This is a genomic window from Flavobacterium cryoconiti, from assembly GCF_048158645.1.
In the GTDB taxonomy this organism is placed as follows: Bacteria; Bacteroidota; Bacteroidia; order Flavobacteriales; family Flavobacteriaceae; genus Flavobacterium; species Flavobacterium cryoconiti.
Map to the genome: position 1 here is coordinate 64,399 of NZ_JBLNKW010000009.1, position 17,537 is coordinate 81,935.

16 protein-coding genes are annotated in these 17,537 nt (G+C 34.6%); 3 read left to right on the forward strand and 13 right to left on the reverse strand.

Translation table 11 applies throughout. The annotated features are described in order from the left end of the window. Positions 1 to 23: 23 nt before the first annotated feature. The 3 genes from ACM55H_RS13565 to ACM55H_RS13575 all read right to left on the reverse strand — a co-directional run bounded on the left by ACM55H_RS13565 (position 24) and on the right by ACM55H_RS13575 (position 4,404). Complete coding sequence (locus ACM55H_RS13565; RefSeq protein ID WP_416837002.1) at positions 24 to 1,796, reverse strand: cytochrome-c peroxidase; 1,773 nt, start codon at positions 1,794 to 1,796, stop codon at positions 24 to 26. A gap of 90 nt (positions 1,797 to 1,886) precedes the next feature. Next, on the reverse strand, positions 1,887 to 3,335 hold the full coding sequence (locus tag ACM55H_RS13570; RefSeq protein ID WP_416837004.1) for a PhoX family protein: 1,449 nt from the start codon (positions 3,333 to 3,335) through the stop codon (positions 1,887 to 1,889). Between the two features lie 187 nt (positions 3,336 to 3,522). Then, positions 3,523 to 4,404 carry a PPK2 family polyphosphate kinase gene (locus ACM55H_RS13575; RefSeq protein ID WP_416837006.1) on the reverse strand — a complete coding sequence of 294 codons (882 nt, stop codon included), beginning with the start codon at positions 4,402 to 4,404 and terminating at the stop codon, positions 3,523 to 3,525. A 152-nt stretch (positions 4,405 to 4,556) separates the two neighbouring features. Between ACM55H_RS13575 and ACM55H_RS13580 the strand changes: the two genes are divergently transcribed. Together ACM55H_RS13580 and ACM55H_RS13585 are read left to right on the forward strand one after the other, a co-directional pair. Next, complete coding sequence (locus ACM55H_RS13580) at positions 4,557 to 5,378, forward strand: DUF6929 family protein (protein ID WP_416837007.1); 822 nt, start codon at positions 4,557 to 4,559, stop codon at positions 5,376 to 5,378. 147 nt (positions 5,379 to 5,525) lie between these two features. Then, complete coding sequence (locus ACM55H_RS13585) at positions 5,526 to 6,242, forward strand: 3-ketoacyl-ACP reductase (RefSeq protein ID WP_416837008.1); 717 nt, start codon at positions 5,526 to 5,528, stop codon at positions 6,240 to 6,242. A gap of 73 nt (positions 6,243 to 6,315) precedes the next feature. Here ACM55H_RS13585 and mtaB read toward each other — a convergent pair whose 3' ends face one another. Next, a complete protein-coding gene (gene mtaB, locus ACM55H_RS13590) occupies positions 6,316 to 7,644 on the reverse strand; it encodes a tRNA (N(6)-L-threonylcarbamoyladenosine(37)-C(2))-methylthiotransferase MtaB (RefSeq protein ID WP_416837009.1) in 1,329 nt (442 codons plus the stop codon). 132 nt (positions 7,645 to 7,776) lie between these two features. On the opposite strand from mtaB, the gene ACM55H_RS13595 reads away from it, so the two are divergent. Then, positions 7,777 to 8,364, forward strand: a complete 588-nt coding sequence (locus ACM55H_RS13595) for a hypothetical protein (protein ID WP_416837010.1) — start codon at positions 7,777 to 7,779, stop codon at positions 8,362 to 8,364. Here ACM55H_RS13595 and ACM55H_RS13600 read toward each other — a convergent pair. The 9 genes from ACM55H_RS13600 to hisS all read right to left on the reverse strand — a co-directional run bounded on the left by ACM55H_RS13600 (position 8,361) and on the right by hisS (position 17,519). Further along, the gene (locus ACM55H_RS13600; protein WP_416837011.1) at positions 8,361 to 9,158 is read right to left on the reverse strand and encodes a Cof-type HAD-IIB family hydrolase; all 798 of its coding nucleotides are present in this window, start codon (positions 9,156 to 9,158) and stop codon (positions 8,361 to 8,363) included. The genes ACM55H_RS13595 and ACM55H_RS13600 overlap by 4 nt on opposite strands. 23 nt (positions 9,159 to 9,181) lie before the next feature. Further along, entirely contained in the window at positions 9,182 to 9,400 is a 219-nt protein-coding gene (locus ACM55H_RS13605) for a DUF2007 domain-containing protein (RefSeq protein WP_039110017.1), read from the reverse strand. Between the two features lie 16 nt (positions 9,401 to 9,416). Beyond that, entirely contained in the window at positions 9,417 to 10,154 is a 738-nt protein-coding gene (locus ACM55H_RS13610) for a DEAD/DEAH box helicase (RefSeq protein ID WP_416837012.1), read from the reverse strand. 95 nt (positions 10,155 to 10,249) lie between these two features. Further along, complete coding sequence (locus ACM55H_RS13615) at positions 10,250 to 11,413, reverse strand: sigma-54-dependent transcriptional regulator (protein ID WP_416837013.1); 1,164 nt, start codon at positions 11,411 to 11,413, stop codon at positions 10,250 to 10,252. A gap of 137 nt (positions 11,414 to 11,550) precedes the next feature. Further along, a complete protein-coding gene (locus tag ACM55H_RS13620) occupies positions 11,551 to 12,867 on the reverse strand; it encodes an ABC transporter permease (RefSeq protein ID WP_416837014.1) in 1,317 nt (438 codons plus the stop codon). Between the two features lie 98 nt (positions 12,868 to 12,965). Further along, positions 12,966 to 13,886, reverse strand: a complete 921-nt coding sequence (locus ACM55H_RS13625; protein WP_416837015.1) for an ABC transporter ATP-binding protein — start codon at positions 13,884 to 13,886, stop codon at positions 12,966 to 12,968. A 192-nt stretch (positions 13,887 to 14,078) separates the two neighbouring features. Then, on the reverse strand, positions 14,079 to 15,194 hold the full coding sequence (gene dnaJ, locus ACM55H_RS13630) for a molecular chaperone DnaJ (RefSeq protein ID WP_416837016.1): 1,116 nt from the start codon (positions 15,192 to 15,194) through the stop codon (positions 14,079 to 14,081). A gap of 75 nt (positions 15,195 to 15,269) precedes the next feature. Continuing rightward, entirely contained in the window at positions 15,270 to 15,848 is a 579-nt protein-coding gene (locus ACM55H_RS13635) for a nucleotide exchange factor GrpE (RefSeq protein WP_416837017.1), read from the reverse strand. A 300-nt stretch (positions 15,849 to 16,148) separates the two neighbouring features. Beyond that, positions 16,149 to 17,519, reverse strand: coding sequence for a histidine--tRNA ligase (gene hisS / locus ACM55H_RS13640; protein WP_416837018.1), 1,371 nt, complete (start codon positions 17,517 to 17,519; stop codon positions 16,149 to 16,151). Positions 17,520 to 17,537 lie beyond the last annotated feature (18 nt).

Consider the following 17,537-nt stretch of genomic DNA (forward strand, 5'->3'; position numbering starts at 1 on the left):
TGCCCTGAATTTCAGGGCATTTTCTATTTATAAAACTTTTTATCCGTTAGAGTCTTCATAAAGGCAATGAGTTGTTTTTTTTCCAAGTCAGTTAAATTCAGTTTATCCTCAGGTAAAGTTTGATTTGGTAAATTAAATCCCAATCCGTTCCCGCCACCTTCATTGTAAAAATCAATCACTTTTTCCAAAGTTTTAAAAACACCGTTGTGCATATAAGGAGCTGTTAACGCAACATTCCTTAAAGTAGGCGTCTTGAAAGAATTCCTGTTAATTTCAGCTTTTGTTAATTCGAATTTCCCTAAATCAGCATCCATTTTTTTTGTTGCATCAGGAACGCCTAATACTTCACTTTCGGATTTTACAAAACTCGGTGGTACTGTTCCGTTAGTTAGTGGAATAAAATGGCAAGTAGCACATTTCGCCTTTCCGGCAAATAAATTAAATCCAGCAATTTCATCCAAATCAAACCTTTCATTTCCCTGCATGTATTCATCAAATTTTGAATCATAATTACTCAAAGACCTGATATAAGAAGCCAATGCATTTTTTATTGCAAATTCATCTATTGCTGTTTTTGGAAATGCTTTTTTGAATTTAGTAACATAACTCGCATCCTTTTTTAAAGCCAAAACTGACTTTTTCAAAGAACCGTGCATTTCATTTTCATTTGTAATTACAGCTACAGCTTGGTCTTCCAGATAATTGACTCTGGAATCAGAAAAGAAAACACGTTGAAAAGCAATATTAGACAGCGTTGGCGTATTTCTTTTAACCAACGATTGTCCATCTAACGAAACTGCCTTTTCTAATCCATCAGTAAAAGCTTTGTCAGCATGATGGCAGGAAGCACAGGAACGAGAATTATTTCCGGACAAAATAGGATCATTGAATAATAATTTTCCTAACTCGATTTTTTCTGGAGTAGTTTCATAATCTGGGAATGCTGAAAAAGCTTCGGCATCAAAAGCGTTTTTATCAAAAAGCGTTTGGGCAGTTGTTTTTAATCCTCTCGTTTCTTTAATCAAAGGAATTTTCAAATCCATTTGAGTTTTATATAACCCTTTACTTAACGGATTTAAAAATTTTCGAATAAAAACAGCTCGGTCAAATTCATTAAACTTGACATTCTTTTTCAAATATTCTTTCCCTTCTTCAATTGTTTTTAAAACTGATTTAGAAGTCGAGTCATTTGAATTATCCACATAAATTTGATAATACTTTTCGATACTTTCTAATGATGATACTGCTTCAGGAATGGAGTTTTGGGCAATTGGAGAATCAAATCCGGTAATTCCCAAAGTAATCATCCTAAAAACCTCTAAACGCATCGCATCAAAAACATGGGAATCCGTCAATTCATTGGTTTGCGAAACTTTGTCTAATCTTTTTAAATTGGCAGAAAGAATCCCTATTTCTTTTAAAAGTTCCTCTTTTGATCTATGGTCATACTTAGGGAAAAGAAACTCTTCAATTACCTGAAATCCTTCCGGAGGAACAGTTTTCCCTTCATCTTCTTCAAATTCATCTAGTGCTGGTCCATTAATCGCTTTAGAAACAACAGGAAAATAATATTCACTTATCATTTCTACTTTCTTATAGCTTTGATGTACTTCCAGAAATTGTTTTTGAATTTGTGTCGAAATCGAATCTGATTTCACCAAGAGTTCCAAGTGGGCAACATTTTGAATTAGATCCTGAATATCCGATTGAAACAAATCATTTATTTTTTCGTGCTTCGGTTGGTTTTCACAAGAAAAGAGGAGCATCAATGGTAAAAGAAAAAAGAAATTTTTCATAAGAAATTTTAAAAATGAGGAGAAAAGCAAAAACCACGATTCCTAATAAGAAACCGTGGATTTTTGTAACTATTTAATTTAGATAATCAATTATCTGGCAAGTCCTTTGATGATTACAATTTGGCTGGCTTGATCTTCATTTGGACGATTTGTACCTCCATCAACTCCTTTATATTTTGTTCCTCTCCAAGTATGTGGTTGAACACTCAATAAAAAAGTATCGTCAATTCCTACTTGTTCTGACACATCAATTAATGCTCCATATTCCCAATCACCAAATTTACTTGTTCCGCCTACATTATACTTTGCAGCATCTGTTGCATCACGACGGTGATCTAACTCTACAACAACTTTCAATTGTTTAGTTGCAATATTGTATTGATAAATGTAACCATCATGCGTTTCATCTCCATATCCATTAGCATCTTCCTCAACATAAACATAGTTTTTAGTTACGCAAATGTTATCTGGATTTTGGAATTTTCCCGCAATTCCTGTGCGATCGTCGCCATCAAGGACTACTTGTAAAGTTCCCGTTAACGGATTTGCAGCGTCTAAATTTAACTTGTAAACTCTACCGTATTTGGTTCTTGAAGCATCCGCATTGGTTCCAGTAGTATTTTGTCCTGTAGCATTAAAATAAATTTCACGATCAGCTGCATCGCCTCCTTTTCTATAATCTAAGTCTTCTACTCTACCAAATTTTATCGCTTTTAACGTATTAACTGATGCGTTAATTTGGGCTCCAGTCATTGTAGTATGATTTTCGATTTTTACAAATGAAACAGGATAAGTTTGCCCTGTAACCATGTCTTTTTCTCTTTGATTGTCATCTGTTCTTTTCATCATATACAAAGAACCATTTGCTAAATCACCAACCGTATTGGATACATACATGAATATTTGACCTCCATAAGTTCCAGAATCATCATCACCTATTACAACAACAGTTTTTCCTGCAAAAGCAGTCTTTCTTAAAGGCAAAGCATTCTCTGCACTTAATCTTCCTAAACCAGATAATTCTTTAGAAACTGATGCTGCCCCAACATCTCCATAAGGATTTAAAGCATGAGTACGAGATTCTTCACCTGACTCACCACACGTTAAATAAAGTGGTCCAAAACCATGTTCAGCAACAGTTGCCATAGTAGCACCACACAATCTCCAAGTTCCTCCATTAGAATTCAACAAATATTCTCCTTTTGTAGGTTTGAATGTTTTGTCCAAAGTAATTCTGGAAACCGAAAAATTATCTTCTTGATTTACTAAAAAAGTAAAAGTTCCATCTGAATTTTTCAACAATCCTGATCCGTCAGCTGAACCACCAAAAACATAATTTGGACTACCTGCCAAAACATCATCTGAAGTGATGAGTGAAAAAAGTTCCAAGCTTTCAAAACCTGCTTGCTTTTTCAATAATACTGGAGTTACAGATTGGTTAGCTAAAACTACATCTGTAGTTTCATTCGAAGATTTAGCATCATTCTCACAAGAGATTAATGAAGCTAAAAATAACATTGGTAAAATAATTCTTTTCATCTTGGTCGATAGTTTTAAATTCAAGGCAAAGAAATGCACTGAATTTTAACTTCAAATGAACTGAATATTAACAAAAAGCCAAGAGTTCACTCAGCTTTCCAACTCTAAAAAACAATAAATTTACATCCTAACAGTAAAGTAATACAATGATAAACTTGAAATAACTTTCACGAAAAAACCATTAAAACTATTTCTCTTTCTTCAACATTTCTTTATACATTTCGATATTTCCCCTTATTTTTTCATCCATTTCAGGTTCTTTAATATCGGTATGTTTTTGCATTTCTTCCCAAATAATTTTGGCTACAATATAACGAGCCATTTCTTTATCATCGGCAGGAATAACGTACCAAGGCGCATAATCAGTAGAAGTTTTATTAATCGCTTCTTCGTAATAATGCATATAATCATCCCAACGTTCTCTTTCTTTCAAATCACCCGTTGAGAATTTCCAGTTGTGTTTTTGTTCTTCCAGTCGGCGCAACAAGCGTTGTCTTTGTTCTTCTTTACTCATGTGCAAAAAGAATTTCAGCATAATAGTTCCGTTTTGAGTAATGTGTTTCTCAAAATTATTAATTTGCTGCATTCTATTTTCCCAAAATTTAGGTGTAATATCATCTACCGTTTCAATACCCGGTAAATTTTCATTCATAATATATTCAGGATGCACTCTGGTGACCAAAACATTTTCATAATGTGATCTGTTAAAAACCGTAAACTTGCCTTTTTCTGGTAAAACCAAATAATGTCTCCACAAATAATCATGTTCTAACTCGCTTGAATTTGGCGTTTTAAAACTATGCACTACCACCCCACGAGAGTTAAATTCCTTAAAAACTTCCCGAATCATACTATCCTTCCCCGAAGTATCCATGCCTTGCAGACAAACCAAAACGCCATAGCGATTGTGTGCATACATCACATCTTGTATTTCACTCAATTTCACTTGCACCTTATCCAGTTTCTCTTCTTTATCATCATCACTATTTCCATTAAATAGGTTCGTAGGAATACTTGACAAATCAATTTTGTCAATCACTTTAAAATCGTCGGGATTTATAGACTTCATAAGAAATATTTTATCTTTACATCTCAAATATAAGAAATATTAAGGAGCTTTTTCCTGCTGTACACTTGTATCTTTTCCTTTTTAAAAGAAAAAAAAAGGAAAAGGATACCGCTTCCATCAGGGCTAGGTCGTCCGTTTTCAAAATAAACTTCATGGAAAAATTCACACTCGAATTACTATTTCAAATCAGCGGCATTGGTTCTGCGTCAGGACTCATTCACAAGGATGATTCCTTGTATATAATCTCTGACAACAGCTCTTTTCTTTATGAATACAACATCAAAGAAAAAGAACTCCATAAAATAAAGCTCTTCGAAAACAGTCAGGAAAACATTCCTAAAAAAGACAAATTCGATTTTGAATCCATAACCCAAAAAGGAAATAAATTCCATCTTTTTGGTTCCGGTTCCACGCCCAACAGAAACAAACGCATCAGTTACGATCTTACTTCTGCAGCAATAGAAGAAAAAGATTTGTCTCCTATTTATGAAAAACTAAAACAAACTGCTTCAATCTCGGATGATGATTTAAACATAGAAGGCGCTTTATTTCACAACGAAAAATGGCATTTGTTTCAACGAGGCAATGGAGCACAATCTAAAAACGGTATTTTTATTTTAGACAAAGAAGGAAATGACATTCACTTTTTCCCAATCCCTTTGCCAAAAATCCAAAACATCGAAGCTACCTTTACCGATGCCATTCTCGTGGAAGATAAAATCTATTTCTTGGCAGCAGTCGAAAATACGACCTCAACATATGACGATGGAGAAGTATTGGGAAGTTTCATAGGCGCTTTATCATTAGAAACTTTCGAAGTTGCGTTTACCCAAAAGGTTTCCGAAACCCACAAATTCGAAGGATTAACTTTATTTACGCATTCAAAAGAAAAAATAGAGTTCCTGCTTTGTGAAGACAAAGACACCGAAGCTTTGGAAACGGATATTTACAAATTGACTTTAGATTTAAAGTAAAAAATCAATTAGATCCAAAATCTTTCTTTCAGCCAAAAAACACAACGTTAAATTTAGATTAAATAGAAAACCAAAATAGATTTCAAATTTAAAACGAAGTACTTTTACAATAAAATAAGCCTTTTATTGGCATAAAATAATTAATAAATGACTGACTTAAAAAATAAAAATGCCCTGATTACAGGAGCTGGAAAAGGAATTGGAAAAGCAATCGCTTTGGCCTTAGCCAAAGAAGGTGTAAATATTATTTTGGTTGCGAGAACACAGGAAGAAATAGACAGTGTAGCGGCAAAAGTACGTTCTTTAAGAGTAAAAGCACTGGCAATAACCGCTGATGTTGCTGATATTAATTCGGTAAATAGTGCAGTTGAAAAAGCATTGGCTGAATTTGGAACAATTGATATCTTAATCAACAATGCGGGAATTGCTGCTTTTGGGAAATTCTTAGAATTGGAACCAACTGATTGGGAACGCATTATTCAGGTTAACCTGATGGGAACGTATTATGTGACCCGCGCCGTTTTACCAAATATGATTGAGAGACAAACAGGCGACATCATCAATATTTCTTCAACAGCAGGATTAAGCGGTAATGCTTTGACGAGTGCATACAGCGCTTCTAAATTTGCAGTTTTAGGATTGACTGAATCGTTGATGCAAGAAGTTCGCAAACATAATATTCGTGTGACGGCATTAACGCCAAGCACTGTTGCCACTGGCATGGCCAAAGAATTAAATTTGACCGATGGCAATCCTGATAAAGTCATGCAAGCGGAAGACATGGCCGAATTAATCATCGCGCAACTCAAATTAAACCGACGCGTTTTCATTAAAAACAGTAGTATTTGGTCTACGAATCCTTAATTTTTTTCATTTTAAAACAACAAAAACCCCTCGGAAAAGGGGTTTTATTATTTATAGAAATCTTGACATCTGTCTAAACTAAAACAGTTACAAAATCCATTCGCACACTTCCGTCTTCATCAATTTTTGTCAAATTGATTTCATGTAAGGTATTGACTAATTCTGGATTCCAAGGTGTTTTTACTTTCACGTAGTTTTCGGTAAACCCGTGAATGTACCCTTCTTTATTTTCACTTTCGAACAAAACAGTTCTATTGGTTCCCAATTGACTTTCATAAAAAGCACGGCGTTTTTTAACGGATAATCCACGCATCATTTTGCTGCGTTTTGCCCGAACATTTCCAGGAACAACACCTTCCATTGCTGCCGCCTCTGTATTATCCCGTTCTGAATAGGTGAAAACATGCAAATAAGAAATATCCATATCATTCAAGAAATGATACGTTTCCAAGAAATGTTCGTCAGTTTCACCAGGAAAACCTACAATCACATCCACACCAATACAGGCATGTGGCATAACTTCACGAATCTTATTTACCCTTTCAGTATATACCTCGCGTTGGTAACGACGTTTCATCAACTTTAAAATATCATTACTTCCAGATTGCAACGGAATATGAAAATGCGGTACAAAAGTCCTGCTTTTCGACACAAATTCTATCGTTTCATTTTTCAATAAATTCGGTTCAATAGAGGAAATTCGCAATCTTTCGATTCCTTCCACTTTATCTAATTCCTGAACTAATTCTAAGAAAGTATGTTCGTGTTTCTTATTTCCAAATTCCCCTTTCCCGTAATCCCCAATATTGACTCCGGTAAGAACAATTTCTTTGATATTTTGTTTCGAAATTTCAGATGCATTTTTCAATACATTTTCCAATTCATCACTTCTCGAAATTCCTCTTGCTAATGGAATAGTACAATACGTACATTTATAATCACAGCCATCCTGTACTTTCAAGAAAGCACGCGTTCTGTCTCCTATCGAATAACTTCCCACGTAAAAATCAGCTTCGGCAATTTCGCAGGAATGTACTTCTCCAAAATCATTTTTGGACAAATCATTAATATAATCGGCCAATTTAAATTTTTCAGTTGCACCAAGAACTAAATCTACTCCATCTACACTGGCTAATTCTTCCGGTTTCAATTGTGCATAACAACCTACCGCCGCGACAAATGCTTTATCATTCAATTTCATTGCTTTCCGCACCACTTGCTTGAACTGCTTATCTGCATTTTCAGTAACCGAACAGGTATTAATCACATACATATCAGCCACTTCCTCAAAATCTACCCGATCAAAACCCTCATCTTCAAGATTACGGGCAATTGTAGAAGTTTCTGAAAAATTCAGTTTACAACCAAGTGTATAAAAAGCAACTTTTTTTCTATTTTCCATAATTTGTCTTAAACTAATGAAATCGTTGTCAAAAAATTTAAGTGCGCAAATTTACGAACAATATTCTGGAAAATGAAATCAATAATTTTCTATATATTAGCATATTGTACGCAAATAATTATACTCTAAAAAATGAAAAAAATAATTATAATAATTATATTCCTTTTAATTACGGTTCAAATAAATGCTCAAAACAACATTGAATGGGACGGAAAATACCAACTACAACTTTCCGATTTTCAATCTAGTGCTACTCAAATTGGAAATGTAAAAATCAATAGCATTAATACCGCTTCAAGTCTCGATTTTGCGTTCCAAATGAGCAATATTGAGTTTATGTTCACCAAGAATTTTAATTCTAAAGTAAATTCTACATTTAAGCGTGATGCCGCATCCATTATTGCAACTGATAATAATACAGCACAATATTTATTAAATTTTGCACAATACGAATTTGATTTGTCCGAACTCTATGCCCGAAAATTGCGAAAAGAAATTTACGACCAAAAAGGCACTTTTTCTGACGTTAGTTTTTTACAGATTATCTATAATACGATTGAAAAACAATATACAGAGGAACATGCTATTGCTTCAAAAATAACTGACCTTGGTCAAAATGATAAAAAACTTTTAGAAATTCGAACAGATGTACTTAAAAGAATACAAGAATATCCTGATTTTTGTAAAAGTTGTAAACCTCCTAAAAAACAAAAAAATTAATTCAGAATAAATCGTCTTACAACCTCAGCAACTCCGTGATCATTATTTGAGGCTACAATCACATCTCCTTTATCTCTCAATTCAGGATCTACATTATCTACCCAAACACCCAATCCGGCATATTGGATCATCGTCAAATCATTTCCTGCGTTTCCAACGGCTATGATTTCACTTTGATGAATATTCAATCTTTCGGCTAAAAATTTGATGCTGGCACCTTTATCAATCCCGTTTTGGGCTACTTCCAGAAAGAACGGTTTTGACATACATACACTAAGATGTGGCATGGCTGCTCTCAAGTCTTTTTCAACTTCTTTTAGATAACTTGGCTCTTCCAATAAAATACATTTTATGGCTGCCGATTTAACCTCATTTTTAAAACTTGCAACTTTATTGTGTTCTAAACCGGTGATATTTTTTTCAATATCAATATATTCAGAATCCGTTTCACTCACAATTTTCCCATCAAGGTACGTAATAATATGGGTCTTACTTTTTAAACTGTAATCATACAATTCATGGATTTGTTCTTGGGTTAACGTTTGCTCAAAAATGATTTTATCTTCTTTTAAATCAGTAATTACAGCTCCGTTATACGATATCATATAAGAATTATCCAATTTCAATTCTTTGGCGTAAGCAATCATTGCAGGTGTTGGTCTTCCAGACGCCAAAATAACATAAACTCCCAATTCCTGTGCCTTAGACAACATTGCTGCATTCTCGTTTGAAATCATATGGTCATCGGTTAACAAAGTGTCATCCATGTCCAAAACTAACATTTTATATTTCATTCTATTTTTTATTGTGAATATGTTTAAATACTCATTCTGAATTCTTCAATAACTGGATTTACTTTTGCAAACTCCGTTTCCTGAACGAACAATTCCACCGCTAAATCTGAATTTCCAAAACCGCCTAATCGAGCAGATTGTATGTTATTTTTTAAAACGGTATCTACTCCTATTGCTTCAATTCTCTCTTGCAACGCTAAAGCTAAAATTTCACTTCCCGAAAACACTTTCATTAATCCCATCTTTTTCTTTATTTAATTATTTATTACCATTTTCTTCATCACCTTCTTGCTCCTCGAAGTCATCTCCTGCTTCAGGTTCGAAATCTTCTTCCTCCTCAAAATCTTCATCTGCTTCTTCGTCCTCGTCTTCATCCTCTTCGTCACCATCAAAATCAAATTCAAAAGGCTCGACTAGCATTTTTTCAGCAAGGACTTCTATTCGTTCTGTGAATTGTTCCGAGAAAATAATACGTTGGGTTCTGACAATGCTATTCGAAATGCGCATGATTTTAGTTTCATGACGCAATTTCAAAATCGGATCTGCATCATCAAGGATAAACATTTTCAATCGGTTTACATTATAACCGGCGGTGGTAAACATTTCACTTAACTTATTTGGAGTCCCAATCAACACATCAATTCCGCTAGAAATATAATTTTTATCATATTCCATATCTCCTTTATCATGAACACCATAGACTTCTAAATTAGAATTCTTTCCGTATTTTTCAAAAAGCGATTCCATTTCCAACACTTTGGCTTTATCTTCGACAATAATCAAAGCTCTTGGTGATTCTTCGGTTGCGCCTGCCAATCTCTGAATTACATTTAGCACAATTGTTGTCGATTTCCCGCTTCCTTTTGGTGCAATAATAATACAATCCGAACCACTTTTCATTGTCGAAAATGTTTCTTTTTGCATTGTATTGGCCTCGGTCAAACCGTTTTCAATTAAGGCTTGTTGTAACTCTTCGTTTATTTTTTTTAGTTTCATTTCTTATGATTGAAAGATTAAAAATTGAAAAATTAAAAGATTAAAGCTATTGCCAAATCTTTAAATCATTACATTTTAAAATCATTAAATTAATTTTATTTCGATGCAAATAACTTCACATCATTCTCGGAAATTTCGCTTCCGCCAAGAATAATCAAGCGTTCCACTACATTTCGTAGTTCACGGATATTTCCTGTCCAATCGTATTCTTGCAACAAATGAATCGCTTCTTTTGAAAACTTTTTTATGGCATTTCCTTGCTCTGAAGCAATTTTATCTGCAAAATGCGAAATCAACATCGGGATATCTTCGCGTCTGTCGTTCAATGATGGCACTTTTATCAAAATAACAGCCAAACGATGGTACAAATCCTCACGGAAACGTCCTTCAGCAATTTCTTTTTTCAAATCTTTATTGGTTGCCGCAACAACACGAACGTCGACTTTAATATCTTTATCTGCTCCCACTCTGGTAATCATGCTTTCCTGTAAAGCACGCAATACTTTGGCTTGCGCCGAAAGACTCATATCACCAATTTCATCTAAGAAAATAGTTCCCTTATCAGCGGCTTCAAATTTTCCTGCGCGGTCCTTTACTGCCGAGGTAAACGCTCCTTTTACGTGACCGAATAATTCACTTTCTATCAATTCAGATGGAATAGCAGCACAATTCACTTCAATTAAAGGAAAATTGGCTCTTTCACTTCTTTCATGTAATTGATGCGCGACCAATTCTTTTCCGGTTCCGTTTGGTCCCGTAATTAAAACTCGTGCTTCGGTTTGAGCAACCTTATCAATCATCACTTTAATATGATTGATGGCGTCGCTTTCGCCAATCATTTCGTAGTTTTTACTGACCTTTTTCTTCAGAATTTTATTTTCAACTACGAGTTGTTTTTTGTCTAAAGCATTTCGAACCGTATTCAACAAACGGTTTAAATCTGGCGGTTTTGAGATGTAATCAAATGCTCCCAAACGCATCGTATTGATAGCCGTTTCCATATCGCCGTGACCGGAAATCATAACCATAGGAATTTCGGGTTTGATTTTTTTGACTGCTTCCAACACTTCGACACCGTCCATTTTTGGCATTTTGATGTCGCACAAAACCAAATCGTAATCGTTGTTTTTTATTTTTTCAAAACCTGCAGCACCGTCTTCGGCTTCTTCCACCTGATAGGTGTCGTTTTCTTCGGAGAGTATTTTTGTGAGTACTCTTCGAATAGCGGCCTCGTCTTCTATGATTAGTATTTTTGACATATTTTTATTTTTTTAGCCCCGATTAAAGTGGAAATCCTTTTTATTTTTTCTTTAAAAATAAAAAGATTACAACGGAAAGCGGGAAATAGCTCCATAAATTAATTAAATTTTAACGGAAGCGGAAACAAACCAAGTTATTAATATTTCAACCATCGGTATAATTCGTTCCATGTTGGTTTTTTGCCGTACATGAGTATTCCTACTCGGTATATTTTGGCGGCAAACCAAACCACTGAAAAGAATGTCCCGAATAATAATGTTATTGATATTACGATTTGCCACCAAGGTACGCCAAACGGAATTCGCATCAGCATAACGATTGGAGAAGTAAGCGGAATCATGGAAAAAACAACTGCTATTGTCCCATGCGGATCGTTTATAACCGTAAAAAATCCGATGTAAACGCTCAGCATTAATGGCATAATGATAGGCAAAAGAAACTGTTGCGAATCGGTTTGATTATCTACTGCCGCCCCAATTGCTGCGTAAAATGAACTATACAGAAAATACCCCCCAATAAAATAAATTACAAATCCAATCAAGATACTTGCAATTGGTAAATTCCATAATTCCTTGATATACATTTGGGCTGTTCCGGCAAATTCTTGTTGGGCAGTATGCATTAATTCGGGTGAAATTCTAGCGGTTGGTCCTACATTTACACCAAAAAATATTGACGCAGCAAACATTAAGGATAATCCGATTACTGCCCAAATAATGAATTGCAATAATCCTGCTAATGCAGTCCCAACAATTTTCCCCATCATCAATTGAAATGGTTTTACTGAGGAAATGATAATCTCGACAATTCGATTCGTTTTTTCCTCGATAACGCTTCGCATTACCATGTTACCGTAGATGATAATGAACATCATAATGAGATATCCAAAAGCACCACCAATACCGATTTTTATTTCGTTAAGTCCTTTTACACTTTCTTCGCCCGATGCTTTTGTTAAGCTTATATTGACTTTAGATTCAGCATTTTTTATCGCTAATGTATCGAGATGTGCTTTTTCTAAATTGGTTTTGGTCAACTTCTTTGCAATTACATCTTGGACACTTTCAATGAATGAAATACTAGGACTCTCGTTAGAAATAAATTGAATTTTATTTTCGAAATCTTTCGAATTGCTCTCATTTGGAATGTATAGCAATCCTTCGTAGTTTTCGTTTGTGATGCTGTCTTTCAGAAATTTTAAATCTATTTGAGACAAATCGAGGTATTTATATTCCCCTTTCTTAGCGTTTTGCGAAGTGAATTCCTTAGCAAACAAACCCGATTCATCGTGAATGGCGATTCGTTTGGTATCCGCTTTCATGGAACTTAAATAACCCACAAATGCCGCTATTCCCACAAATAGTAAAGGACTTAGAAAAGTCATAACAATAAAAGATTTATTGCGCACTTTGGCAATAAATTCTCTTTTTATGATTAATGAAATGATGCTCATTTTTTAGACTGCTTAGGTTTTTAGATTACTTAGATTTTTTAGAACAATTTAGATTAGAAGATTACAAAAAAGTCTAAAAATCTAAGAGCTCTAACAATCTATTGTGTTACTGTTTGTATAAAAATATCATTTACACTTGGTATTTTTTCTACAAAGTGCGTTACTTGTCCACGTTGTGTAAGGATATTCAATAATTCGTTAGGCGTGGCGTTTCCTAGTTGAATTTCCAGTTTTAATTCGTTGTTGAGCGATTTAAAATTAGCCGGTCCAACAGTGAATTTTTGTGTAATAGCATACATCAAACCTTCGACATTATCCGATAAAATACCCACTTCAAAACTATTGGTTTTAAATTGTCTCTTGACATCATCCAATTTTCCCTCAATCAATTTATTCGATTTATGAATCAGGGCAATATGATCACATAATTCTTCTACACTTTCCATGCGGTGTGTCGAGAAAATTATGGTAGCTCCTTCTTCTCTCAACGCCAGAATTTCGTCTTTGATAATATTGGCATTTACGGGATCAAAACCCGAAAACGGCTCATCAAAAATTAACAGTTTTGGTTTGTGCAACACACACACCACAAACTGAATTTTCTGTGCCATTCCTTTAGAGAGTTCCTGAATTTTCTTGTTCCACCACCCTTGAATTTCCAATCTGTCAAACCAATATTCGAGTTGTTTCTTGGCTTCAGCTTTAGAAAGTCCTTTCATTTGAGCCAAATACAAACATTGTTCCCCCACTTTCATGGTGTTGTACAATCCTCTTTCTTCGGGTAAATACCCTATATATTGAACATGTTTGGGTTGCAGTTTTTCACCGTCCAAAATAATTTTGCCACTATCAGGTAATGTAATTTGATTTATTATTCGGATAAGAGATGTTTTTCCTGCGCCGTTTGGACCTAAAAGCCCATAGATACTTCCTTTTGGAACAGTTAATGAAACCTCGTTAAGCGCCACATAATCACCATATTGCTTGACGACTTTATTAACTTCAAGTATATTACTCATGCTACATTTTTAATTGGTGTAAAAGTAAATAATTAGTACCGAAATACTTAGAATTGTTACATAAAAAACCCATCCTTATTTTAACAAGGATGGGGGAATGTGTTTTTAAAGATTAGACTCGATAAACGACATCTAAACACGTTTTATTATAAAAAGTTTAGACGCGATGAATCGCGTCTCTACCGTTTTTTATTATGAAAACATATCTTTTACTTTCTCGAAAAATGATTTGTCTGATTTTTCCGGACTTGGAATAAAATTTTCATCCGTAAGATTTTTTTCGAAAAATTGTTTTTGATCCTTGTTTAACGTTTTTGGTGTCCAAACATTTACATGTACCAGTAAATCTCCGTTACCATATCCGTTTAAACTCGGAATTCCTTTTCCTTTTAATCTCAAAATTTTCCCTGATTGAATTCCTTCTTCCAGTTTAATTCTTACTTTTCCGTTTATGGCTTCAATATCTTTAGAAATTCCTAATACTGCTTCAGCAAAACTGATGTATAAGTCATAATGTAAATTCTCCCCTTCACGTTTCAAAAATTCATGCTCGATTTCTTCGATTGCAACAATTAAATCACCAGGAATACTATTTCCCGGAGCATCATTTCCTTTATTGGAAACTTTTAATTGCATTCCATCAACTACACCTGCAGGTATTTTTATTGAAACCGTTTCATCTTCAAGAATCATTCCTTGTGAATCCGCATTTGCTGGTTTTTTGTCTAAAATTTGACCTGAACCATTACAAGTAGGACACGTAGACGCTGATTGCATTCTACCCAAGATTGTATTAGTCACTCGCATCACCTGCCCTTGACCGTTACAGGTAGAACATGTTTTATAGCTAACTCCAGGCGCTTGAACCTTACGTTTTACTTTTACTTTTTTCTCGACACCATTGGCAATTTCTTCCAATGTCAATTTTACTTTGATACGAAGGTTGCTTCCTTTAGAACGACGAACTCCGCCGCCTCCACCGCCTCCGAAACCACCAAAGCCACCTCCGAAAATATCACCAAACTGACTGAAAATGTCATCCATATTCATTCCGCCGTGACCACCTCCGCCAAAACCGCCTGAACCATCAAAAGCTTGATGACCGTATTGATCGTATTTCGCTTTTTTCTGAGGATCACTTAGTATTTCGTATGCCTCGGCTGCTAATTTAAATTTTTCTTCTGCCGATTTGTCTCCAGGATTTTTGTCAGGATGATGTGCTATTGCTTGTTTTCTATATCCTTTTTTAATTTCGGCAGCATCAGCATTCTTTGAAATGCCTAATATTTCGTAAAAATCTTTTTTCATTTTTATTTTTTTATAACGTACAGATGCGATTTATCGCGTCTCTCTAATGATAAGACGCGATAAATCGCGTCTCTACTACTGCCCTATAACAACTTTTGGAAAACGAATGATCTTATCTCCCAATTTATATCCTTTTTCAAGAACATCAACAATTTTACCTTTCATTTTGTCTGATGGTGCAGGAATTTGAGTTATTGCTTCAGCAAAATCTGCATCAAAAGCATCTCCAGCTTTAACCTCAACTTGTTCTAATCCTTTAGAAACTAATGTGTTTTTTAATTTTTCATGGATAAGCTCTACTCCTTTTAATAATAGTTCATCTTCAGATTTGCTTATTTCCACAATAGCTCTGTCAAAATCATCTAAAACAGGCAACATAGCAAGTAAAACTTCTTGATTTGCTGTTTTAAACAACTCGATACGCTCTTTAGTAGTTCTTCGTTTGTAATTTTCAAATTCAGCAAATAATCGTAAATACTTATCTTTCTCTTTGGCTAAGTCTTGAGTTAATTGTTCTTCAACACCTAATTCTTCAACAATAAGCTGCTCACCATTCGCATTTTGTTCTAATGTTAGGTCATCTATTTCTTGATCGATTTCTGTATTTTCAGTAGTCATATTACTTGTGTTTTTAAAAAAATTCTTAAACTTCATTTTTTATTCTTTTCTTTGGATTGCAAAAGTACTGCCAAATCTTATAAAATGTCAAATTGTCACCTTATATTGAAACACTCTTTTGTTTTTAATTCGTTTCAGCAAAATAATTTTAATGGATCGCACTGAAATTTTAATATAATTTTAAGACTATATCGATAAAGATTACATAAATTTGTTAATGTTTTTTTGAAGAAAACACAAAAGGTTGCCCACTAAAAAATTATTAATTCATATTACCCTATATTAAAAAAAGCTTCGTTTAATAAAACGAAGCTTTTTTTATGCTTTAAATATCACTTATGAAAGCGCCTTTTTCAGACCTTCAAAATCCAGCAAAACCTGCTCTCCTGTCACTAAATTTTTAAGCGAAAAAGAATTAGATTCCATTTCTTGCGCTCCTACAATTACTGCAAAAGGAATTCCTCGTTTATCCGCATGTTGAAACTGTTTGGCCACCTTTGCATTATCAGGATACAATTCTACTTTTATTCCGGAAGCCCGTAATTTTCGTATGGCTTGTAATCCATAAAATGCTTCTGTATCACCATAATTAATAAACAACGCTTTAGAAGTTGCGGTTACAGTTTCAGGAAATAAATTCAATTCTTCGATAACCAAATAAATTCGGTCCAATCCAAAAGAAATTCCAACTCCACTCATGTTTTTGAGTCCAAAAATCCCCGTCAAATCATCGTATCGTCCACCACCTCCGATGGATCCCATAGCAACTGATTTTGGCGGAGCCACTTCAAAAATTGCTCCTGTATAATAATTCAAACCTCTTGCCAGTGTCACATCTAAATCTAAAATAGAAGTTTCCAATCCCAATTTCATCACGTTGTCACAAATGAAACGCAACTCCTCAACCCCTTTCATTCCTTCACTGGATTCCGCAAGCAAAACCGAAAGTTGGTTTATTTTTTCTGAAATCGTTCCGGTGAAATTAAATAACGGCTGTACTTTTTCAATAGCTTTTTCCGAAATGCCTTTCTCCATCATTTCTTTTTTCACGCCATCCTCGCCTATTTTATCGAGCTTATCCAACGCAACTGTGAAATCTATTAATTTATCTGATGCGCCAATTACTTCAGCAATCCCAGATAAAATTTTTCTGTTATTGATTTTGATAGTTACTCCTTCTAAACCCAAAGTCGTAAAAACAGTATCATATAATTGAACCAACTCTACTTCCTGCCACAACGATTTAGAACCCACCACATCAGCATCACATTGAAAAAATTCTCTAAAACGTCCTTTTTGTGGACGGTCAGCACGCCAAACCGGCTGAATCTGGTATCTTTTGAATGGAAACTCAATTTCGTTTTGATGTTGCACTACATAACGAGCAAACGGAACCGTTAAGTCATAACGCAAGGCTTTCTCAGAAATACTTGCCGTTAATTTAGTACTGTCTTTATTTTCTAAATGAGTTGCATTGGCTTTGGCCAAATAATCTCCTGAATTTAATATTTTGAAAATCAAGCGATCGCCTTCTTCTCCGTATTTCCCCATTAAGGTTTCGGAATTTTCGAATGAAGGTGTTTCTATAGGTTGGAAACCAAATTTCTCGAAATTACTTTTTATAATCTGAATGATATATTGACGTTTTGCCACCTCAGTTGGTGAGAAATCTCTAGTTCCTTTTGGAATGCTCGGTTTTGATGCCATTTTTTGATTATTGTATTT